Raw genomic sequence first — 22,614 nt, 5'->3', positions numbered from 1 at the left:
AACCAAAATGAAATCAAACAATATAAAAAATAGAAAATTGAATATTTAAATTTTAATTTAGCTTATTTGAGCCATTCCTTATAAACAATTCCTTCATGTCCTGTGATAACATTCTTTCTCAGCTCTCTAATCTTTTTTAAACTCTCTAAAGCTAATTTTTCATCTACATTTAATTTTGGAGGAATCATTTTTAATATATTGTTTTTTAAAGGAGAGGCATCGCCAACAACAACATAATCTTTATAAATAACTGATATACTGCCATAAGTATGTCCAGGAGTTTCAATAATCTCAATCTCTTTATCTTTAAACTTTTTAAAATCTTCAAAATCATCGTTAAATCCAAACTCTTTTGGAGAGGCATAAAATGTAGCGTTTTTAAATATTGGGTTGTTTTCTATATGGTCGTAATGGAGATGAGTATTTATAACCACATCTATGTCATTTGGGGATAGATTTAGTTCAGATAAACTTTTAATAATGATATTTTCCATATCTTTTGTTGAAGTATCAACAATTATATTGTTGTTGTCTGTAATAATTAAGGTTGATGAAGATGAAGCTTTCTTAATTATTCCGTTTTCTCTGATTAAAATCCCTTCATATAGAAGTTTTATCATATTTCCACCAGTTAGAATTTTAAACTACTAAATATATATTAGTTGGGGGTATATATGATTAAAAAGGTAAAAATAAAAAAGTTTGACGGTAAAAATTTTTATGATGTTTATGATTACGTGGCTGTTGAAGAAACCTACAATATTTTTATTAATAGAGAGTTGGTTAAAAATCTTTCTTTATCCCCCTCTTTTTTAAATGAATTTGGGGTTGGGTTTGCAATTAATGAGGGGTTTTTAAATAGAATTGATAAAGTTGAGGTAGATAAAAACAGCATATATATTTTTGGAGAAAAAAATAAAAATGAAAAAAACAAAAAAAGAGAAAAACCAAAGATAAATATTGAGACTATCAAAAAAATAATCTCTTATAAAATAGAAGCCAAATACTGGAAAATTACTGGGAGTTTTCACTGGGCTTCATTGTTTAATTTGAATGGAGAGAGAATAATTTTTGTTGAGGATATTGGTAGGCATAATGCCGTTGATAAAGTTATCGGCTACGCTGTCCTAAACAATTATAACTTAAATGGACTAATTCTACATTACAGTGGGAGAATCCCTTATGAGATTGTTAAAAAGGCTGTAAATAGTGGTTTAAGTGCTATTATCTCAAAATCTCCACCAACAAATAAAGCTATAGAATTGGCAGAAAAAAATGATATCTTACTAATTGGCTTTGCAAGAAATGGGAAATTTAATATTTATTCTGGGAGATTATGGGAGGAGTAGAGTATTTAAAAAAAGAGTATTCTGATGAAGAAATCTATGAAATTTTAGAAGAGCCAGTAAAAGAATGGTTTAGAAAAAAATATAAGACATTTACGCCACCACAAAGATATGCAATTAAGGAGATACATGAAGGGAAGAATGTTTTAATTTGCTCACCAACTGGAAGTGGGAAGACATTATCTGCTTTTTTAGCTGGGATAAATGAATTAATAAAATTATCAATGGAAAATAAATTGGAAGATAGAATTTATATTCTCTATGTATCCCCACTGAGGGCTTTAAATAACGATATTGAAAGAAATTTAAAAGAGCCTTTAAAAGAGATTTATGAAGTTGCTAAGGAATTAAATATAGATTTGGATGAGATTAGAGTAGCTGTTAGAACGAGTGATACAACAAGCTCACAAAAACAAAGAATGCTGAAAAAACCTCCTCATATTTTAATAACTACGCCAGAATCTTTAGCTATAGCTTTGAATTCACCAAAATTTTCTCAACTGTTAAGTGGAATTAAGTATGTGATAGTTGATGAAATCCATGCTTTAACAAACAAAAGAGGAGTTCATCTCTCCCTATCTTTAGAGAGGTTGAATAGAATTGCCAATTTCATAAGAATTGGTTTATCAGCAACTATTCACCCATTAACTGAAGTAGCTAAATTTTTAGTTGGAAATGGGAGAGACTGCTATATTGTAGATGTTAGCTATAAAAAAGAGATTGAGATAAGAGTTATTTCACCAGTAGATGATTTTATCTACACACCTTCAGAGGAAATTAGTAAAAGGTTGTATAGCTTATTAAAAAAACTCATAGAAGAGCATAAAACAACTTTAATATTTACAAATACGAGAAGTGCTACTGAGAGGGTAGCATTTTATTTAAAGCAGTTGGGAGTTGAGAAAGTAGAAACTCATCACTCATCTTTAAGTAGAGAACATAGGTTGGAAGTTGAAGAGAAATTAAAAAAAGGAGAACTTAAGGTAGTTGTTTGTGTATCACCAGATACTAAGATATTAACCAATAATGGGCTTATAGAAATAAAAGATTTAAAAAGCAATAACAAAATCTTGGGAATTGATAACTTTAAGGGAAAATTTACTGAATTTGATAAACCACATATAAGAGATTACAACAATGACGGATTTTTAATAAAAACCAATCTTGGTTTTGAAATTAAATGCACAAAGGAACATAGGTTTTTAACTATTGCTAATGGAGAATTAAAATGGGTTGAAAGCAGAACTTTAAAAGTTGGAGACTATATTGCAGTATTAAGAAAGTATCCGAATGATGGAGAGAAAATTAATATACTGGATTTATTGCCAGATAACGCTTATGTTGGATTAAAAAAATCAACTCTCGAAAAAATTAGGATGAAGATTAAAGAAAAATATGGAACTTCAAAAAACTTCTCAAAGATTATTGGGATGGAAAAAAGTCATTTTAATGCAAAGTTAAGAGGAGAAAGTCCATTTAAATTAAAAGTATTGAGAGAAATTGAAAAAATATTGAGTATAAAAATTGAGAGTGAGGATATTGAGATAATAAGAACAAATAAGAAAAAATATCCCATGGAAATAAAAACATTTACACCATTTTTAGCCAGATTACTTGGATTTTGGATGGCTGATGGTTCTTGGACTTCAGGATGTTTAAGATTATTTTCCTCTGATTTGCAACTATTAAAAGAATATGAAAAAAGAATAATAGAAGAATTAAATATGAAACCACATTATAGGAGAGCTAATAAATCAACCTACTGCTTAGAAATATCTTCATCAGTTTTAGAAACCATGTTTAAAAATTTGGTAGGTAATAAAAAGAGAAAATCAAAAAATGGAATGTTTCCAGAGATTTTATATAAACTTCCATTAGAGCATAAAAAGGCATTTTTATCTGGTTATTTTGATGGTGACGGGTTTTTAGAAATAAAAAAAGATAATAAACTATACTCAATTGGATTTTCAACATTTAATAAGAGGTTTGCTGAAGGAATAAGGGATTTATTGCTGTATTTTGGGATTATGTCATCTGTAAGAAAACAAGAAATAAATTATGAAAATGAATTAAATGGGAGGATTATAAAGAAAAGAGGAGTTTCTTACACTGTATCAATATTAGGAGGAGAGTATTTAGAAAAAGCTATTAATATATTGGACATTTGGAGAACAAAAGATAGGGAGTTAATAAAAAAGGCATTTTCAGCGGGTTATTGTAATATAGATATTATCCCAAACATTGGAAAGAAATTGAGAGAAATTAGAGAGAAATTGAGAATAAGCACATATAAGCTTCAGAAAGAAAAATTCTATAATCCACAAAGAGTTGAAGTTGGAGAGAGGCAGATAAGTAGAAGGAATTTAATAAAACTCATGAACAAATATTTAGATTATGCTAAAAAAACTAACAATAAAGAAGTAATAGAAGAGATTGAGTCCTTATTAAGATTGGCTGAAGGCGATATATTCTTTGATAGAATAAAAGAAATAAAATCTATAAAGCTTAAAAAAGTTTATGGAATTATAAACTCAAAAACAGGAAATTACATTGTAAATAACTTTATTTCAAAAAATAGTTCGACATCACTTGAACTTGGAGTTGATATTGGAAGTATTGATTTGGTTATTCTTCTCGGCTCACCAAAGAGTGTTTCGAGAGCTTTGCAGAGGATTGGTAGGAGTGGACATAGGTTGCATGAGAAAAGTAAAGGGATAATAATTCCATTTGATAGGGATGATTTGGTAGAGAATGTTGTTCTCGCTTATGATGCAAAAATTGGGAGAATAGATAAAGTTCATATTCCAAAAAACTGTTTGGATGTCTTAGCTCAACATTTAGTTGGAATGGCATTAGAGAAGGTTTGGGATGTAGATGAAGCATACAACCTAATTAAAAAAGCCTATCCTTATAAAGATTTGAGTAAAGAAGATTTCTTAGATGTCTTAAATTATTTAGCTGGTGGAATTGAAGAAAAAAATGTCTATGCAAAAATCTGGCTTAAAGATAATAAATTTGGAAAGAGAGGAAAGACAGTTAGAGCTATATATTATATGAATGTTGGAACTATTCCTGATGAGACAGCAGTTGATGTTATAGCAGATGGAAAATATGTTGGAGAAGTTGAGGAGGAGTTTGCTGAGAAGTTGATGAAAGGAGATATCTTCGTATTAGGAGGAAGAACTTATAAATATTTGGGAGGTAGAGGAAATAAAATTAGGGTTAAAGAAGTTTTTGATGAAAGACCAACTATTCCAGCATGGTTTTCAGAGCAGTTGCCTTTAGCTTATGACTTAGCATTAGATATTGAAAGATTTAGGAAAGAAGTTTTATCTTCAGATATTAAAGATATTAAAGAAAAATATGAGGTCGATGAAAAGACAGCTAAGGCAATTAAAAGCTATATAGATGAGCAGGATAAATTTGCTGTAGTTCCAGATGATGAAAAAATGCTAATAGAGAGCTTTGAGGAGGAGAAGAGAAGATATTACATCTTCCACTTTGTAGCTGGAAGGAGAGCTAATGAGGCATTAGCAAGGGCATTTGCCAACTATATATCAAAAATAAAGAAATGTAATGTTAGAATTTCAGTGAATGATTATGGATTTGCTTTAATACTCCCAAAAAATAGGAAGATAAAGAGGGCAGATATTGTTGAGCTTTTTAACTTAGATATTGTTAAAAATGTGAAAGAAAGTATTGAGAGGAGTGAAATTTTAAAAAGAAGGTTTAGGCATGTTGCTACAAGAGGGTTTATGATTTTGAGAAAGTATATGAATAGGAGGATAAGTGTTGATAGACAGCAGTTTAATGCTGAGATGCTTTTAAAATACTGCAAAGAGGTTAATCATCCCTTATATAGAGAAACATTGAGGGAGATTTTAGAGGATAGCTTAGATATTGATAATGCCTTAGATTACTTTGAAAAAATTAAGAAGAGGAAGGTTTATTATTTAGAGTTGCCTTCACCTTCACCATTTGCATTTAATTTGGTTGTTTCTGCCTCATCAGATGTTGTGTTTATGGAAGATAAGAAGAAAATGATTGAAGAGTTGCATAGAAAGGTTATGGAATTCATTTCGATGAAAGAAAAAGGAAAGAAATAAATAGGATAACATTAAGATTTATATAGTTTAAAACCCATATCTTGCATTAACTATTTTTAATCTTTATAACATAAATAATAAAAATTTACAGTAATAAAATTAAAAACTATTTTGGTGATATTTATGGAAGAACAAAAAAGAAAACTTACTGGAAAAATGAAGAGAATGCTTAGAGCTAAAGCTCATCACTTAGAACCTGTTGTATGGGTTGGAAAGGAAGGAAGTGAGAAGGTTATTAAAGAGGTTGATAGACAGTTGAAAGAAAGAGGTTTGATAAAAGTTAAAGTAAGAAAAGCTGCCTTATTATATGAAGATAAATATGAAATTGCTGAAAAGCTTGCTAAGGCATGTGATGCCGAGGTTGTTAGTGTAGTTGGGCATGTCATAACTTTATTTAGACCAAGGGAAGGGTGGAAAAAGTATTTAGCTAAAAAACCAAAGAAAAAGGTTAAAAAGGATGAGAAAATTATTGAATTATTTGAGAAGTTTAAGAAGAAGGCAATTAAAGAATAAATAATTGAGGGAGATAATGAAAAAAATCTATATCATCCTTCTAATTCTTTTTATAATTTTAATTAGTTTAGTAGGAGTAAGTATATTGTTAGTTATAAGTTTATCAGGAGAAAATATTGATTTGTTTGGTGGGGAAAAAATAGCCAAGGTTTATTTATGCAATGAAATCTATTTTGACTATAATCAAGATGATAGCCTCTTCCCAGAAACTAAAAAAGATGCAAGGTATTATATAAATTTATTAGATAAATTAGAAAAAGATGATTCAGTTAAAGGTGTTTTATTAATTGTTAATTCTCCTGGAGGGGAAGTTATAGCAAGTGAAAAATTAGCAAGGAAAGTTGAAGAATTGGCAAAGAAAAAGCCAGTGGTTGTTTATGTTGAGGGTTTAGATGCTTCTGGGGCTTATATGGTTTCAGCTCCTGCAGATTATATAGTTGCTGAAAAACACTCAATAGTTGGAAGTATTGGAGTTAGGATGGATTTAATTCACTACTATGGATTAATGAAAAAACTTGGAATAAATGTAACTACAATAAAAGCTGGGAAGTATAAGGATATTGGTTCTCCATTTAGACCAATGACTAAAGAAGAAAAGGAATATTTGCAAAAGATGATAAATGAAACATACATGGATTTTGTCAAATGGGTGGCAGAGCATAGGCATTTAAGCATAAATTACACCTTAAAAATAGCAGATGGGAAAATATACACTGGAGAGGATGCTAAAAAAGTTGGATTGGTTGATGAGGTTGGAACTGAAGAAACTGCTTTGAAAAAATTGGAAGAACTTGCCAATGTCTCAAATCCTGAAATTGTTGAGTATGGTTTAGAGGAAAATAGGGGACTATTTGGACTTGACTATATTGCATACTATTTAGGCTATGGAATTGGAAAAGGAATTGGAGAAGTTTTATATGGAATGGAAAAAATTAATGGAAGAGTTGAGTTATTGAGCTGAATTTTCATTATCATTAATTTCATCTAATGGGGTTTTTATATTCTTTAAGATACAAGAATCTTTTGGGACTTTCAAGATATTGCTTTTATTTTTAAGAAAATCCTTATAAATTATAGAATATTCTTTATCTGTTTCTTCTATAAGGTAAGCGTCTTTTATTAAACTATATTGGCCATTATTTTCTCCAATAATTTTAATTTCTTCTATTTTTTGAATAGGGTTAAAGAAAACTGCGACTGCCCAGTGAAGATATAAAATGATAGACAGTAAGAAGATATAAATTATAATTGTACAGCAACTATCTAAAAATGACATAATTAACAACATTATAGCAGAAGACCATAAGAATATGTGTAATGTTGTTCCTCCCGCACATATTTCATCAATAACATTTTTAAAATTATTATTTTGATTATCAGTTAACCTCTTCCAGAGACTTTCAACATTTTCATAATTGCTTATAATCTTTTTATATTTATTGTATATTTTACCAGACAATCCCATGATAAAGAAAACAGGAATCGAAAAAAATAGTAAAAATGAAAAATTTTTTATAATGCATATACCTGCAAGTATGAAAAAAAGAATTCCTAACATAAAAGGAAGATACAACATCCCGATTATTTTAACTTCGGTAATACTGTAGTTAAGTATTCTCAACGGTTTTTTAATAGCTAAGTAAATAGATGAAACAAAATAGACAATAAACATCCACAATCTTAAGTCATTTTTATAACTATTAATCAATAGTCTACTAATTTGTGCTATTATCTCAGATTTTTGGTTATATATCGCATCTAGGATATTTGAAACTACTTCAAAGCTTGTGCTGTTAGTCCATATTAAGTATACTAATAGAGTAAATATCGAAATGTTGAGTAGAATAATCAATCCTGCAAACAACTCAAGTAATTGCAAATAACGGTCTATATCATTTTTAGTATTTTTAAATATACAGGATATCCTACTAAGAAACCACTCTACAATATAAGGACTTATAACTATTAACAAAAGCATAATAAATATTACTGAAATTCTAAGGTATAAATTTACAAATAAAAAATTGAAATTTATAGGGTTATTAAAAAATATGATTATTAAAAATGCTTCAACTGCTGTTATAATGGGATATAACCACTGATACATTTCTCATCACCTAAAAAATAAAAATTTATTTTTCAAGCTTTTTTAAAGCATCTTCTGCAGCTAAAGACAATGGCTCATGCACCATAGAAACTGGTGGAGCATAACAGAACTCCATATTTGCAAGCTCCTCTGCAGTAACTCCTTTAAATATTGCTATGGACATAGCATCTATCCTTTCAGCAACCCTCTCTCCACCAACAATTTGGCATCCAACTACTCTACCATCTTCATTGAATATCATCTTTATCTCAATCTCCTTTCCTCCTGGATAGTATCTTGCCCTTGTTAATGCCTTGGTTCTACCAATAACTATTGGAATTCTTTTTAAATTGGCAGAGAAGGCAGTTAATCCAGTCCCTCCAATCTCTAACTCTCCTATTTTACTAACAGCAGAGTTTAAAACTGGGTAGAACTTTGCCTCAACTCCAGCTATGTTCTTACCGGCAACTTTACCCTGCCTTACAGCAGTTGTTCCAAATGGAGATAGTGTTTTCTCTCCAGTTATAAAATCTATAACCTCTACACAGTCTCCAACAGCATATATGTTTGGGATAGAGGTTTGCATCTTCTCATTTACCTCAATTGCAAATCTTCCTATTTTACAGCCAGCTTTTTTAGCCAATTCAATATTTGGCCTTACACCAGTAGCCATAATAACCATATCAACATCATATAACTTTTTATCAACACAAACTCCTTCAACTTTCTCCTTACCAACAATCTTCTCCAATGGTTTTGATAATATAATCTTAATTCCTTCTCTCTCCAAATACTTTTGAACTATCTCTGCCATATCTGGGTCTAAGAATCTTGGTAACACTTGCGGAGCCATTTCAATAACTAATACATCTAAACCTCTGCATTTTAAACCATAGGCCATCTCTAATCCAATAGCCCCAGCTCCAACAACTGCAACTTTTTTGCAGTCATTTTCTTCAATGTATTTTAATATAGCTCTACCATCTCCAATAGTTCTAACCTTAAAAACTCCTTCTAAATCTTTACCTTCAATTGGAGGAATAAAAGGCTCAGCCCCAGTTGCTAAGACTAAGTAATCGTAATCCATATCAAACTCATTTCCATCTTTATCTATGCATTTTATCTTGTTATTTTTTGAATCAACATCTACAACTGTCGTTTCAGTTAATATATCGATGTTTCTCTCTCTTTTGTAGTCCTCTGGTGTGTGCATAATTATGTCATCAAAGCTTTTTATTGCCCCTTCAATAACATAGGGAATTGCACATGGTGAGTAGGCAATGTCTTTTTCTTTTGTTATTACAACAATTTCCATATCTTTGTTGTATTTTCTTATCGTTGATGCTGTTGTTAATCCAGCAGCTCCACTTCCTATAATTACAGCTCTCATTTACTCACCATCTTTTTTTGTGAGGATATTAAGCTTTCTATTAAGTAGTTTCTTTTATATTCTTTTTGATGATTATAGTTATGTCACAAATATGAACTTCACCAAAAAGTTTTTATAGAACTTCTAACTAATACAATAATTGTGAAGTAAATTTCCTATGAAATATTAAAAATAACTTAAAAATAGAAAAATAGAATAAATAACAAAAAGAGGGGGTATAATATGGCAAATGAAGTCTTAGACATAAATGAAGCCGTTAGAGCATACATAGCTCAGATTGAAGGTCTAAGAGCTGAAATTGGAAGATTGGATGCGACAATAGCGACATTGAGACAGTCATTAGCAACATTAAAAGGTTTAAAAACCTTAGGAGAGGGAAAAACTGTCTTAGTCCCTGTCGGTAGTATAGCTCAAGTAGAGATGAAAGTTGAAAAAATGGACAAGGTTGTTGTTTCAGTTGGGCAGAATATATCTGCAGAGTTAGAGTATGAAGAGGCATTGAAATATATTGAAGATGAAATTAAAAAGCTGTTGGCATTTAGATTAGTCTTAGAGCAGGCAATTGCTGAATTGTATGCAAAAATAGAGGATTTAATTGCAGAAGCTCAGCAAACACCTGAGGAAGAAAAAGCAGAAGAGGAAGAAAATGAAAAAAACAGTGAATAATGAGTTTCAGGAAGTAATTAACTTCTTGAAATCTCTTCCAGAGGGGAGGAGGATATATATTGAGATGTCAGGAATTTGGATAGAAGTTACTAAGGAAGAGGCAATAAATTATCTAAAAAGTAAAATTAACGAAAAAGAAGCTTAACTTAATTTTTTACTTAATTTTTTGTTTTATAGTGGTTTTTCAAAACTTATTAAAATTATAAGAAATATTTGAACACCTTCTTAAAAGAAGGTGTTCATCAGTGCCTTAGTTATCTCAAAATATTTTGAAAAACCACTAATTCTGCAATTCGTCAATACTTTTAGCAACACAGAACTCACAGAGGGAGTATTCGTTAAGCTGTTTATTCTTAACTGGGCAGTAATAACTATTACCTTTTTTAATAATTCTTACATTTCCGGGAAATGTCAAATACTCCGGATGTAATGGCTTTTTAGCAATAAAAGCTAAGTATGGGCAAAGAATTTTTGAAAGGTTTATAAATCTCTCCTCATCTGGAGTATAATATTTTCTAAACCTCTCAATCCTATTAAGCATCTCATTTAACTTCTTCTCGTCAATTTCTTCATCTTTGATTTCTTCAACTCTTTTCTTTTTAATCTCGTTAAATGTCTCAATTAAATACTTCATCATTGCCTCAATATAATGATTTTTGTATTTTTCTGGAAGAAATTTAGCATCCCTCTCAATAAAGCTTCTAATCATCATTATATCATATATGCTAAAATTATCGAGCTCTTTCTTTAATTTTTCAAATAATTCTTTTGCCTTCATAATCTTCCCATTAAAAAGCCCTCTCTACCATAAAGCATAGAACTGCTACAATTAAAGCTCCAGCAACCATCTTTATTCCTGAAATTACAACATTCTCCTTAGAAATCTTTCCTATAAACACTCCCAATATAAACAGTATGGCTATAGTTATACCTATAGCCACATATAGAGCTGTTTTTATATCAAATAAAAAGAACGGTACTACTGGAAGTGCTGAACCAATAGTTGTTGATATTCCATCAATAAGTCCACAAATCATCGTCTCTCTAATAGCTTTTTTGTAAATTATTGACTTCTTTAAATAGCCGTTCTTTTTTAAAAGGCTTTTTTCTTTCTGTATTCTTTCCCTTTCTAATGATGCCTTTTCAGCAGTGAATGCCCCAAGGATATTTGATAAACCGTTGGCTATACCTCCTCCCAATCCTGCTGCAATAATAACAGATGCATCAGCTGAACCACTCGCACCAATAACAACCCCAAGAGCCGATAGAGAACCATCAATAAGCCCTCTAACTATGTATCTCGTTTCTGCCTCTCCGTTTATTCTATTTAGTATAGGTTTCAGACTACGCGGAACTCTCAACACATATCACCCTGCAGATTTTTATTGTTATAATCTTTATATTCAATATTTATATATATTTATTTATTCTGTTTATTCTAAGTTTAAGATATCTCTTAAATCTTGCCCTCTTAATATCCTTTCTTTAATTTTTCTTTCTTTCTCCTTTATATTTTTAGCATTCTCAATAACCTCTTGAAGAGAGGATTTTTTTATAACTGCCACTCCATTGCAATCTCCAATAACTATATCTCCTGGCTCAACCACAACTCCACCACAATTCACAGCAACATTTATCTCTCCAAGATTTAAAGGTTTTCCTGCATTTGGGCAGAAATTTTTTGCAAAAACTGGGAACTTTAGAGCTTTTATATCCTCAACATCCCTAACACATCCGTCTATAACAACCCCTCTAACTCCCTTAATTTTGGCATTTAGTGAAGCTAAACCTCCCCAAACTGCTGTTTCATATTTTCCTTCTCCAACAACCTCTGCAACAATAATTTTATTTTTAGCAAAGCTTATAGCTTTAATTAAAGTCCCCCAGTCATTATAGCTTATTTTTACAGTTATAGCCTCACCAAAAACAATCTTTTGATTATCTAAAATAGGTTTAATGCCCTTTAACGGCTTAGCTCCAGCATCACATAAGTTAGGGACTGAAAAATTTTTTAAGATGTTCATAAATCTCCCTTATAATATAGTTTTTGCAAAACATTTTGAAAGAAACTTTTAGGAAAAGTTTCATCAAAAACTTATTAGGTATCCCAATAGGACGAAGTCCTATGGGTTGTTAAAACATTTTGAAATACAATAAGGTATTTATGAACACCTTCCTTTGGGAAGGCGTTCAAATCTTCATTTTTAATTTGATAACTTTTGCAAAACTATAATTTTTCAGCAACCTCCTTAGCCCAATATGTAATGATAAAATCAGCTCCAGCCCTTTTTATACTTAGCAGTATTTCATAAATAACCTTTTCCCTATCTAACCATCCATTTCTTGCTGCTGCTTCAACCATTGCATACTCCCCACTAACGCAGTAACCACCAATAGGCACATCAAACCTATCTTTAGCCATCCTTATTATATCTAAGTATGGTAGAGCCGGCTTAACCAAAATCAAATCAGCCCCCTCCTCTATATCCAAGGCAATCTCTTTCATTGCTTCTCTTGCATTTCCAATGTCCATCTGATAGCTCTTTCTATCTCCAAACTTTGGAGCACTTTCAGCAGCCTCCCTAAAAGGCCCATAAAACGATGATGCATATTTGGCAGAATAGCTCATTATAGCAACATCATCATAGCCATTTTCCTCTAAAACCTCTCTTATAGCTTTAACTCTTCCATCCATCATGTCTGAAGGAGCAACGATATCAACCCCAGCCTCGGCATAGGATAAAGCTATCTTTGCCAATATAGGGAGGGTAGCATCATTTAATATCTTTCCATTTTTAACTATTCCGCAGTGTCCATGGCTTGTATATTCACACAAACAGCAGTCAGCAATAACCAAAAGTTCATCTCCTAACTCCTCTTTAATTCCCCTTATAGTTCTCTGCACAACCCCATTTTTGTCATAGGCAGAGCTTGCTATTTCATCCTTATATTTTGGAATACCAAACAATATTACAGCTGGAATGCCTAAATCAGCTATCTTCTTAGCTTCTTCTATGGCTCCTTCCACACTAAACCTATACTGATTCGGCATTGAGTTAATCTTCTTTTTTTCATTCCCTTTTAAATGTTCATCTACAAAGATTGGCATTATTAAATCATTTTTTGTTAAGACTGTTTCTCTAACTAAATCTCTAATTTTTTGGTTTTTTCTTAATCTCCTTGGTCTTATTAACATTAACACTCACCTTAATTTTTATTTTTCACATAAAATATTTAAAAAATTAATTTATAAAAGTTAAAATTAGTTAAATTATAAGTGAGAGTTATTTATTAAATTTTGGTGATTATCATGATTGTTATATATACAACATTTCCAGATTGGGAAAGTGCTGAAAAAGTAGTTAATGCTCTTCTTGAGAGAAAGCTAATAGCATGTGCAAATTTAAGAGAGCATAAGGCATTATATTGGTGGGAAGGGAAGATTGAGGAAGATAATGAAATAGGAGCTATTTTAAAGACAGATGATGATAAATGGGAAGAGGTAAAAAATGTTATTAAGGAATTGCACCCTTACTCAACCCCCTTAATTATGAAGATGGATGTTGAAGATGTGAATGAGGAGTATATAAAATGGCTAAAGGATGTTGTTGGATAAAATTTATAAACTTCCTATTAAAATAAAAAATACCCAACATATCACTTACAGATTTTTGAGGGATAGTCATGTTTTTGACGTTGGATGACTTTAATTTTGATGAGAAAAGAGTAGTTTTGAGAGTAGATATAAACTGTCCAATAGACCCAAATACAGGAGAGATTTTAGATGATAAGAGGATTAGGGAGATTAAGAACACAATTACAGAGCTTATAAACAAAAATGCTAAGGTTGTTATCTTAGCCCACCAAAGTAGGCCAGGGAAGAAAGATTTCACAACATTAAAAAATCATGCCAAAGTGTTGTCAGAGGTTATTGGAAAAGAGGTTGAGTATATTGATGAAGTTATAGGCTCTACAGCGAGAGAAGCAATAATTAATATGAGATGTGGAGATGTCATTTTATTAGAAAACATTAGGTTTTATTCTGAAGAAGTTTTAAGTGATTGGAAAAAATGGAAGGACATTACACCAAAAAAACAGGCAGAGACAAATTTAATTAAAAGATTAGCTCCTCTTTTCGATTATTTTGTTAATGATGCCTTTGCAGCTGCACACAGGGCTCAACCATCATTAGTTGGTTTTTCCTATTATATGCCAATGATTGCTGGAAGATTGATGGAGAAAGAAGTAGGAATTTTATCAAAAGTTTTAGAGAATCCAGAAAGGCCTTGCGTTTATGTTTTAGGTGGAGCTAAAGCAGATGACTCAATAAGAGTTATGAAAAATGTTTTAGAGAATGGAACAGCAGATAAGGTTTTAACCTCAGGAATTGTTGCTAATATCTTCCTTGTAGCTATGGGGTATGATTTAGGAGTTAATGAAAAAGTTATTGAAAATCTTGGATTGAAAAGCCAGATAGAGATTGCTAAAGAGTTGTTAGATAAATTTGAAGATAAAATTGTTGTCCCTATTGATGTAGCTCTAAATATTGATGAGGAGAGAGTTGAAGCTGATTTAAATAAAGATGAAAAAGTAGAGCATTTAATTAATGATATTGGAGAAAAAACTATTAAGCTTTACAGTGAAATTATTAATGAGGCAAATACCATTGTAGCTAACGGTCCTGCTGGTGTGTTTGAGAAAGAGGCATTTGCAAAAGGTACTGAAGAGTTGTTGAAAGCAATAGCTAACTCAAAAGGATTTTCTGTTATTGGAGGAGGGCATTTATCTGCTGCAGCTGAGTTATTTGGCATTGCTGATAAAATAGACCATGTCAGTACAGGAGGTGGAGCTACCTTAGATTTCTTAGCTGGAGAAAAGTTGCCAGTAATTGAGATGCTTAAGGAATCATATAAGAAGTATAAGGGGCGATAAAATCAATAGATTAATTCTAATTTTTTAATTCTAAATTGTTATAATTTTTAGTGTTTGAGTGAATTGGAAATATTTGAAATAAGAACAAATCGAAAGTTTTAAAAGAAATGGTATTAAAAATTAAGTAAGTGATATTACCAAAAAGAAAGGGGATTCTATGGATTTAAAAAGGGTTGTTGATGAGATAAGAAACTTTGAAGGGATTTTAAGAAAGGTAGCTATTAAAGATGTTGTTGAAACGTTTGATTTTGATGATGAGGATTACGAATTCAACATTATTGTTGATTTTGGTGATGATGCTGCAGTTATAGGCATAGATGGAGATAACGCCATTTTGTTAGCTGCCGATGGTATTTGGGGAAAGCTTTTAGAAGCAGACCCGTGGTGGGCTGGTTACTGCTCTGTCTTAGTTAATTGTAAGGATATAGCGGCAATGGGAGGAAAGTGCATAGGGATGACCAATATAATCAGCATAAGAGATAAAGATATCTGCAGAGAGGTTTTAAAAGGAGTTAAAGATGGAGTAAAAAAGTTTGGCGTGCCAATGGTTGGAGGGCACACACATCCAGATGCTATGTGTAATGTTTTAGATGTTTCTATAACTGGAATTGCTAAAAAAGATTGTATATTGAGAAGTGATAATGCAAAAATTGGAGATAAAATAATCTTTGCCTATGACTTGGTTGGGCAGATTTATAAATCATTTCCATTAAATTGGGACACAACAACCATGAAATCAAAGAAATTAGTTAAAGCCCAGATGGATGCTTTAGTTTATATTGCAGAGAATAAGTTAGCTAACTCATGTAAAGATATCAGTAATCCAGGAGCTATTGGAACTTTGGGTATGTTGTTAGAGGTTTCAAGGAAAGGGGGAGTTGTTGATATAACTAAAATCCCTAAACCAGAGGAGATTGATTTAATCCACTGGCTTAAGGTTTATCCAGGTAGTGGATATGTTTTAACTGCAAAGGAAGAGAACTTCAAAGAGATTAGAGATATTTTTGAAGATGTGGAGATGACAGCAGAGATTTGTGGAGAAGTTATAGCTGAAAAGAAATTGTATATTACTGATGGTGAAAAGAAAGAGCTTATTTTTGATTTTGAGAAAGAGTTTATCTGTGGCTGTTGATTTTTAATAAATCTTAGTTTTTTTAAGTTTTAGATAAGATAGTGACAAACATTGAAGAGAAAATAAAATATTAAAAGAAATTGGGGGATAATATGAAATTAGCTGTAGATGCTGTTTTTTATGTAAGAGAAGGATTTAACTTTGAAAAAGCATTTAAAGAGGTTTTAAAAATTTTGGGAGAAGATGTGAAAATCTTATCTATTGAGTATCCAGAATTAGCCTTAATTTCAGAGGATAGCTATTATTACAGATGCGGATTTATGCTTGATAAAGAGCTAAAAGAAGAATTAGACAGAGAAGAGATTGAAAAGATTAAAGAAAAAATAAAAAAGCTGTTTGAAGATGAGATAATATACACACTAACATGTGAGGTATTATGAGGGAAGTTAAAGATTTTTATGATAAATGGAAACCAGAAGATTTCCCAAATTATATAAAGCTTCTTATGAATTTTGCTGATGAGCTAATTTTTGATGAACTTAAAAAATTATTAAAAAAATTTGAAAATAAAGAAGATTTTTTGGTTTTAGATTGTGGATGTGGCTTTGGAGCTTTTTATAATCTAACAAAAGATTTTAATGCTATATATTTAGATATATCGTTAAATTTACTTAAAAAATTTAAACTCAAAGAGAGAAAGATTTGTGCTAATATCTTACATTTGCCTTTTAAAGATAACACATTTGATTTAGTTTTATGTATAAATGTGTTGGAGCATGTAGATTATTTAAAAGCTCTAAATGAAATAAAAAGGGTTTTAAAAAATAATGGGCATTTAATAGTTGTTGTTATAAATAGAGACAGCTTAATTAAAGAAGAGATTTTTAATGATTTTGAAATCTTTCATAAGCCGTTATCTGTTGAAGATTTTAAGGTAAATGGATTTAAAATTGTCTATTCAAATTCAGTATATTTTTTACCTTCAATTTTTAAGATATTCCCACCAATAATTTTATCAAAAATTATAGGATATTGGAAACCTATGGATAAAAAACTCTCAAAAATTTTTAAAAATAAAGGGCAGTTCTTAATTATTGAGATGGTGAAAGAATAATAAGAGTGATAGAATGGATAAAACGATAATCTATACATTACCAAAAGGAACTTATAGCGAGATAGCCACAAAGAAATTTTTAGACTACATTGATGGCAATTACAAAATAGATTACTGCAATTCCATATATGATGTGTTTGAAAAGGTAGATAACAATGGCTTAGGAGTAGTTCCAATAGAAAACTCTATTGAAGGATCTGTATCTCTAACTCAAGATTTGTTATTGCAATTTAAAGATATTAAGATATTGGGGGAATTGGCTTTAGATATACACCACAATTTAATTGGCTATGATAAAAATAAAATAAAAACTGTTATTTCCCATCCACAGGCATTGGCTCAATGCAGAAACTACATAAAAAAACATGGCTGGGATGTTAAAGCAGTGGAAAGCACAGCTAAGGCCGTGAAAATTGTTGCTGAAAGTAAAGATGAAACTTTAGGGGCTATCGGTTCAAAAGAGTCAGCAGAATATTATAACTTAAAAATATTAGATGAAAATATTGAGGATTATAAAAATAATAGAACGAGATTTATTTTAATTGGCAGAGATGTGAAATTCAAAATACTTCCAAAAAGTTATAAGGTTTCAATTGTTTTTGAATTAAAAGAAGATAAACCAGGAGCTTTGTATCATATTTTGAAGGAGTTTGCTGATAGAAATATAAACTTAACAAGAATTGAGTCAAGACCTTCAAAAAAGAGATTGGGAGCTTATATATTTTACATTGACTTTGAAGATAGCAAGGAAAAGTTAGAAGATATTTTAAATGCTTTAGAAAGGCATACAACCTTTATTATTCTTTTAGGAAGGTATCCTGTTTTTGATTAACCTCTAAACTCTTTGTAAAAGATGTCAGTTGATGGATGAACCTCCATGAAGTTGTTATAAACATCTATCCCCTTAATTAACTGGGTGAAATATGGAAGAATCTCAGCACAAGGTGTCATAATTATAGCCCCAACAATCTTTCCATCTTCATAGTAGATTTTATTTATCCCTACTCCATGTAAAACTTTGAAGAAATTGCCTTTTCCAACACAGCTTCTTATTATTTTATACTCATTTGTTTGCTTTCCTACATAAGAGATAGTGAGAGACAGCCTTATAGTTTTTGGAATTAGTTCATAATTTGGCTTTATTAGGGAATTATTGTTTATCTCATTGTAGATGTTCTGAGCTACTACTCTCCCCTCCATTCTTGAGATTGGTGTATTTCCTCCTTTATTTATTACACAATCCCCACAGGCATAAACCTTCTCTTCATTTAAAACTCTTAAATATTCATCCGTCTCAAATCTACCTTTTCCACCAATAGCTAAGATTTTTGTATAATCCTCATTTTTTAAGAGCTTTTTAAGTTCTTCTTCATCATTAGTTATTTTAAAGTTTATAACTTTCTTCATAAGATAATCTCTAATTTCCTCATCCTTAATCTCCTTCAGAATCTTGGACCTTGTATATAAAACAACATTACAGCCAAAATCAGAAAATATTGAGGCATATTCAACCCCTACTGTCCCACCACCAATAATTAAAATATCTTCTGGCAGTTCTCTTAAATTTGGAATATCTTTGTGAGTTAAAACCTCATATCCATTATAAGAAGTTGGATAATTCCTTCCAGTTGCATAAACAATATAGTCATAATTTTCTCTATCTTTTTCTTTAAATACTCTGTATTTTATATTTACTCCTAAATTTTTTGTTTCTTCTTCTAATTTGTTCCTAATTCTATTTTGGATTTTGTTTATCTTTTCCTGTAGCTCTTTAAATGATATTATTTTTTCCAAATGAACTTTTTTTCCATTTAAAATACTCAAATTATTTACAATGTCAGCCATCTCTCTAAGCCCCGTTATATAAGTGCATCCATAATTTAAGCAAGTTCCTCCTATCTTATCCCTCTCAAATAAATCGACATCAAATCCATTTTTTGCCAAATACATAGCCGATGTTCTTCCTGCTGGTCCTCCTCCAACAACAGCTATTTTTACTGTCATATTTTTCACCCCATAATAAATGAAGTTAAGTTTATATAATAATTATTACATTAATTTAAAGTTAATTTTATCTCTTTCAAAAATTATTTGAATTTTTATTAATGTTTCGTAAGGTGGGTCCGATTCCTTCAGTATTAGTGTCTGCACTAAATAGACTTGGAAAAAACTACAAATTAGAAAACTGGGAAAATAACTTTTTCTTAAAAAAGGAAAATGGATACTGCTTATTTAAGTTTAAAAAGATTACTACAAAAAATTAAAGGTTAATTTCTTCTTCTGGACCTTCTACCGTAATAATTAAATACTGCCCATCTAATTTTATATCCCCACTAATTCCTTTTTTCTTCATTTCCTCTTCATGCTTTTCTTTTTCTTTTAATAGCTCTTCATACTTTTCTTTTGCAGTTTCTTCATCTTTATATTTTTCTACTCTAACAACTTTAACCCTATGGTCATTTTTAAGAGTAATTGACATTCCTTCCCCTATTGTTTTATACCATGGATTATAACCTATCGCTACTGACATAACACAGGCATCTGATGGGAGTTTGTCGTATATTTCCATAACTTCTTGATTTTTTAATAAAGAATCTCTTTTTCCTTTAATTACATTTATGCAATCATACACTCCCTGCTTAGTCCCTGCAATTATCATATCCTTATAGAATGTTAATGCGAGCCTATCATCACTGGGTTTTGTATATATCTTAAATCCTTCATATTCTTCTACTGGCTTCATTCCAATTTCTTTAAGATGATTTTTAAACTTATCAAAGTCGTAATCTCCCTCAATAATAAAAATTATCCTGTCATATCTATTTTCTGATATAAGCATTCTTTTTGTTTTATTAATATATATTCCTGTTTTTTCACCGTTTGCATTTCTCAATCCTAAAGAGTTTAGAATTTTTGAACGATACTCTGATGCATATTTGCTATTTTCAATATTTTTAAAATTTACATATATAAATCCCTTATAATCACTTGGTACCATTTTGATTAATTCATTAGCTTCACTTTTGCTGTCTTTTACACACCCACATAACGAAGTTCCTACAATTATAGCTAATAAAATAGCCAATATTCCAACTATTCTCATAAATTTCACCTCCAACATCCTTATTGAACTTTCGTAGGAATAAATTTCTTATCGAATATGTACCTTTTGAGTAATACTATTTTATTTCTTCATATTACCACCTCCATTTGTGAAGCCTTACAGATTTACACTACTAATATATAAACTTTTCGTTTATAAATTAATTTAACTATATAAATATAATGAGATAAACAATAGTTTTTTGCAAAAAAAACTAAAAAAGGGTTTGCAATTGATAAAAATCATAAAAAAAGTATTTAGTAGTAATACCAAATTGTTTTATACTCCTCAATATTCTCTCCAATCTCTTTTAAGCTATCTAAGTAATCCTTAATTGGCACATCTTCATAGGTGTAGAGTTTAGTTGGGTAAATTCCCTTCTCCCATGGGTGCATTAAATAAACCCTACTTCCATTTGGTTTTATTGCTATTAACTCCCTATCCTGCCATGCCCTCAAGTGGTTTTTCCCCATTCTTGGGACATTGAATATTGGTTCATCTGTTCTAAATGAACCTGGAAGCAATCTTGCCTCTTCCTTAACCTCCTGAGCCAATCTTGCAATTGGAACTAAGTAATCTTTATGTTCCATCTTTCCTTTTGGATAGAATGTATAGTAAGGGATAATTCCAACCTTCTTCAATGCAATTCTTAAAGCTACGTTTTCAAACCTCCTGCTTACATATCTATGGAATACATGTTGGTTATAGACATAAATGTTGTTTGTTCTCAATTTTTTAACAGCTTCTTTAACTTCTGGAGTAATTTCATAACAGTTCTCTACGTGGGTTGAAATCATTACACTCTTTTCAAAGCTTCCCAATAACTCAGCTAATTCATCTGTTATCCTCATTGGGGCAGTTACTATTGTCCTTGTTCCAAACCTAACCCCTACAACATGGTTCATTTCAGATATTCTATTTAGCATTTTTTCAATAGCTTTATCGCTTAAGCTGAATGGATCTCCTCCTGTAATTAAGATTTCAATCATTGAATCATGTTCAGCAAACCAATCTAAAGCTTTCTCAACCTTTTCCCATCCTGGGAATGCTTTCTCGCTGAAATCTTGAACCATCCAATTTCTTTGGCAATAGACACAAATCTGTGGGCATGATTCGTAAGGCTTAATGATAGCTATAGTTACATACCTCCTTGTTACCAAATCTATTGGAGAAGTGTCATGCTCTCCCATGAAGTCAAATGCTATGTTCCTATCTTCCTTATGTTCAATCATCTTTTCAACATACCACTCTGGAGGGATAACCTGCCTTCTTACAGCTAAATCTTCAACGTAAGGATTTTCAAAGTCAAATAAGTGGAGATAGTAAGGAGTTATTCCAAATGGTATGCCATTCTTAACAGCTTTTTCAATAATCTCTAAGTCTTCATCTGATATCTTAAAGTTCGTCTCTTCTCTAAGCTCTCTCAAAATTTTAACTCCTTTTAATCCTCTCAATACATTCTTAAATTGCCATTTGTAGTTAAACCATTCCTCATCAGTTATTCCGAAAAATTCCTCTAAGATTTCTCTATTCTTTTTTCTTTTTAAGATAATTCTCTTATCCAATCCACTTGGATATCTGCTTATATATTCTCTCATAATCTCATAAACTTTGTCTAAGAAATTAGACCTTGCTATTCCAGCCTCTCTACCTTTTATTTCACTAAAATCTACAAATTTAGCCCCTTCTTCTAATAATCTCTCTCCTAAAAATCCTAATGAATAATCAGCCTTCCCAGACATTGCTAAGAATAAATGCTTAAATTCTTCAATAAATCCTTCTCCAATTTCTTTTAATGCCTCTTCATCTCCTTTATAAGCCTTCCATAAATATTTAAGTGTGCTGAAACCGGCCAATCTCTCATTATCTTTGGATATTATGTTTAAAAATACCTCAATTGCCTTTAAAGATAGCCATCTATCTACTTCATTTTTAAACTTCATCCTTCCCATTCTAATTTTCCATTCCAATTCTTTACAAAATTCAAATAATTTTTCTCTTGCTTCTTCTACACTCTCACTTTCTTCTAAAATCTCCCCAATCTCTGGAAGTGGGGAAAATATATCCAAAAATGTTTTATAGTTGATGGTTTCATACTCAGTCATGGATTTTATTGTCATAATTTCACCTCTATAGCATTTAATTTAAATAATTTGATATTCTATTAACAGCCTCCAAATTTCTTCATAAACTATTTTTTGTTAATAAATAAAGGGATTCTATTGAAAATTACCTCATCTTTAAATAAAAAATAGGAAAACCCCTTTAGCTATTAAAGGCACTAAT

At 30.9% G+C, this 22,614-nt stretch carries 22 protein-coding genes; 12 read left to right on the top strand and 10 right to left on the bottom strand.

Annotation, left to right across the window (positions count from 1 at the left end; all coding sequences use genetic code 11):
• Window positions 1-62: 62 nt before the first annotated feature.
• On the bottom strand, window positions 63-620 hold the full coding sequence (locus MFS40622_RS05325; RefSeq protein WP_012980656.1) for an MBL fold metallo-hydrolase: 558 nt from the start codon (window positions 618-620) through the stop codon (window positions 63-65).
• Between the two features lie 54 nt (window positions 621-674).
• On the opposite strand from MFS40622_RS05325, the gene fdhD reads away from it, so the two are divergent.
• From fdhD to sppA, 4 genes are all read left to right on the top strand, one after another.
• Window positions 675-1,349 carry a formate dehydrogenase accessory sulfurtransferase FdhD gene (gene fdhD, locus MFS40622_RS05320; protein WP_012980655.1) on the top strand — a complete coding sequence of 225 codons (675 nt, stop codon included), beginning with the start codon at window positions 675-677 and terminating at the stop codon, window positions 1,347-1,349.
• Window positions 1,337-5,452 carry a DEAD/DEAH box helicase gene (locus MFS40622_RS05315; protein WP_012980654.1) on the top strand — a complete coding sequence of 1,372 codons (4,116 nt, stop codon included), beginning with the start codon at window positions 1,337-1,339 and terminating at the stop codon, window positions 5,450-5,452. Before fdhD ends, MFS40622_RS05315 begins: the two co-directional genes overlap by 13 nt.
• A gap of 123 nt (window positions 5,453-5,575) precedes the next feature.
• The gene (yhbY, locus tag MFS40622_RS05310; RefSeq protein WP_012980653.1) at window positions 5,576-5,965 is read left to right on the top strand and encodes a ribosome assembly RNA-binding protein YhbY; all 390 of its coding nucleotides are present in this window, start codon (window positions 5,576-5,578) and stop codon (window positions 5,963-5,965) included.
• A 16-nt stretch (window positions 5,966-5,981) separates the two neighbouring features.
• A complete protein-coding gene (gene sppA / locus MFS40622_RS05305; protein WP_012980652.1) occupies window positions 5,982-6,926 on the top strand; it encodes a signal peptide peptidase SppA in 945 nt (314 codons plus the stop codon).
• Here the strand turns inward: sppA and MFS40622_RS05300 are convergent.
• Both MFS40622_RS05300 and MFS40622_RS05295 read right to left on the bottom strand, forming a co-directional pair.
• Window positions 6,915-8,072, bottom strand: coding sequence for a hypothetical protein (locus MFS40622_RS05300; RefSeq protein WP_012980651.1), 1,158 nt, complete (start codon window positions 8,070-8,072; stop codon window positions 6,915-6,917). The two genes, sppA and MFS40622_RS05300, sit on opposite strands and share 12 nt — an antisense overlap.
• A 25-nt stretch (window positions 8,073-8,097) precedes the next feature.
• The gene (locus MFS40622_RS05295; protein ID WP_012980650.1) at window positions 8,098-9,441 is read right to left on the bottom strand and encodes an FAD-dependent oxidoreductase; all 1,344 of its coding nucleotides are present in this window, start codon (window positions 9,439-9,441) and stop codon (window positions 8,098-8,100) included.
• A 222-nt stretch (window positions 9,442-9,663) separates the two neighbouring features.
• On the opposite strand from MFS40622_RS05295, the gene pfdA reads away from it, so the two are divergent.
• The gene (gene pfdA / locus MFS40622_RS05290) at window positions 9,664-10,107 is read left to right on the top strand and encodes a prefoldin subunit alpha (protein WP_012980649.1); all 444 of its coding nucleotides are present in this window, start codon (window positions 9,664-9,666) and stop codon (window positions 10,105-10,107) included.
• Window positions 10,088-10,252 (top strand): hypothetical protein, encoded by a 165-nt coding sequence (locus MFS40622_RS09475; protein WP_012980648.1) that lies wholly within the window; start codon window positions 10,088-10,090, stop codon window positions 10,250-10,252. The genes pfdA and MFS40622_RS09475 overlap by 20 nt, the downstream gene beginning before the upstream one ends.
• 135 nt (window positions 10,253-10,387) lie before the next feature.
• Here MFS40622_RS09475 and MFS40622_RS05285 read toward each other — a convergent pair whose 3' ends face one another.
• The 4 genes from MFS40622_RS05285 to hemB all read right to left on the bottom strand — a co-directional run bounded on the left by MFS40622_RS05285 (window position 10,388) and on the right by hemB (window position 13,303).
• Complete coding sequence (locus tag MFS40622_RS05285) at window positions 10,388-10,885, bottom strand: DUF2115 domain-containing protein (protein ID WP_012980647.1); 498 nt, start codon at window positions 10,883-10,885, stop codon at window positions 10,388-10,390.
• A 10-nt stretch (window positions 10,886-10,895) separates the two neighbouring features.
• On the bottom strand, window positions 10,896-11,471 hold the full coding sequence (locus MFS40622_RS05280) for a TIGR00267 family protein (protein WP_012980646.1): 576 nt from the start codon (window positions 11,469-11,471) through the stop codon (window positions 10,896-10,898).
• Between the two features lie 69 nt (window positions 11,472-11,540).
• Window positions 11,541-12,131 (bottom strand): RraA family protein, encoded by a 591-nt coding sequence (locus MFS40622_RS05275; RefSeq protein ID WP_012980645.1) that lies wholly within the window; start codon window positions 12,129-12,131, stop codon window positions 11,541-11,543.
• Between the two features lie 203 nt (window positions 12,132-12,334).
• A complete protein-coding gene (hemB, locus tag MFS40622_RS05270; protein ID WP_012980644.1) occupies window positions 12,335-13,303 on the bottom strand; it encodes a porphobilinogen synthase in 969 nt (322 codons plus the stop codon).
• Window positions 13,304-13,417: 114 nt separating this feature from the next.
• Between hemB and cutA the strand changes: the two genes are divergently transcribed.
• The 6 genes from cutA to pheA all read left to right on the top strand — a co-directional run bounded on the left by cutA (window position 13,418) and on the right by pheA (window position 18,057).
• Entirely contained in the window at window positions 13,418-13,723 is a 306-nt protein-coding gene (cutA, locus tag MFS40622_RS05265; RefSeq protein WP_012980643.1) for a divalent-cation tolerance protein CutA, read from the top strand.
• A 68-nt stretch (window positions 13,724-13,791) separates the two neighbouring features.
• Window positions 13,792-15,039, top strand: a complete 1,248-nt coding sequence (locus tag MFS40622_RS05260) for a phosphoglycerate kinase (protein WP_012980642.1) — start codon at window positions 13,792-13,794, stop codon at window positions 15,037-15,039.
• Window positions 15,040-15,196: 157 nt separating this feature from the next.
• Window positions 15,197-16,171, top strand: coding sequence for a methanogenesis marker 2 protein (locus MFS40622_RS05255; RefSeq protein WP_012980641.1), 975 nt, complete (start codon window positions 15,197-15,199; stop codon window positions 16,169-16,171).
• Window positions 16,172-16,263: 92 nt separating this feature from the next.
• Complete coding sequence (locus tag MFS40622_RS05250) at window positions 16,264-16,551, top strand: hypothetical protein (protein ID WP_012980640.1); 288 nt, start codon at window positions 16,264-16,266, stop codon at window positions 16,549-16,551.
• Window positions 16,548-17,225: a class I SAM-dependent methyltransferase gene (locus MFS40622_RS05245; protein WP_012980639.1), complete on the top strand. Its 678-nt coding sequence runs from the start codon at window positions 16,548-16,550 to the stop codon at window positions 17,223-17,225. The genes MFS40622_RS05250 and MFS40622_RS05245 overlap by 4 nt, the downstream gene beginning before the upstream one ends.
• A gap of 13 nt (window positions 17,226-17,238) precedes the next feature.
• A complete protein-coding gene (gene pheA, locus MFS40622_RS05240) occupies window positions 17,239-18,057 on the top strand; it encodes a prephenate dehydratase (protein ID WP_012980638.1) in 819 nt (272 codons plus the stop codon).
• On the opposite strand, the gene MFS40622_RS05235 is transcribed toward pheA, so the two are convergent.
• From MFS40622_RS05235 to MFS40622_RS05225, 3 genes are all read right to left on the bottom strand, one after another.
• Entirely contained in the window at window positions 18,054-19,229 is a 1,176-nt protein-coding gene (locus tag MFS40622_RS05235; RefSeq protein WP_012980637.1) for an NAD(P)/FAD-dependent oxidoreductase, read from the bottom strand. The genes pheA and MFS40622_RS05235 overlap by 4 nt on opposite strands.
• Before the next feature lie 256 nt (window positions 19,230-19,485).
• The gene (locus MFS40622_RS05230; protein WP_012980635.1) at window positions 19,486-20,328 is read right to left on the bottom strand and encodes a hypothetical protein; all 843 of its coding nucleotides are present in this window, start codon (window positions 20,326-20,328) and stop codon (window positions 19,486-19,488) included.
• A gap of 257 nt (window positions 20,329-20,585) precedes the next feature.
• Window positions 20,586-22,448 carry a KamA family radical SAM protein gene (locus tag MFS40622_RS05225; protein WP_012980634.1) on the bottom strand — a complete coding sequence of 621 codons (1,863 nt, stop codon included), beginning with the start codon at window positions 22,446-22,448 and terminating at the stop codon, window positions 20,586-20,588.
• Window positions 22,449-22,614: the final 166 nt, after the last annotated feature.

The organism is Methanocaldococcus sp. FS406-22 (genome assembly GCF_000025525.1).
Lineage (GTDB): Archaea > AGJL01 > Methanococci > Methanococcales > Methanocaldococcaceae > Methanocaldococcus.
The sequence above is the reverse complement of the archived record's forward strand: the minus strand, read 5'-3'. Positions and strand labels throughout refer to the sequence as shown.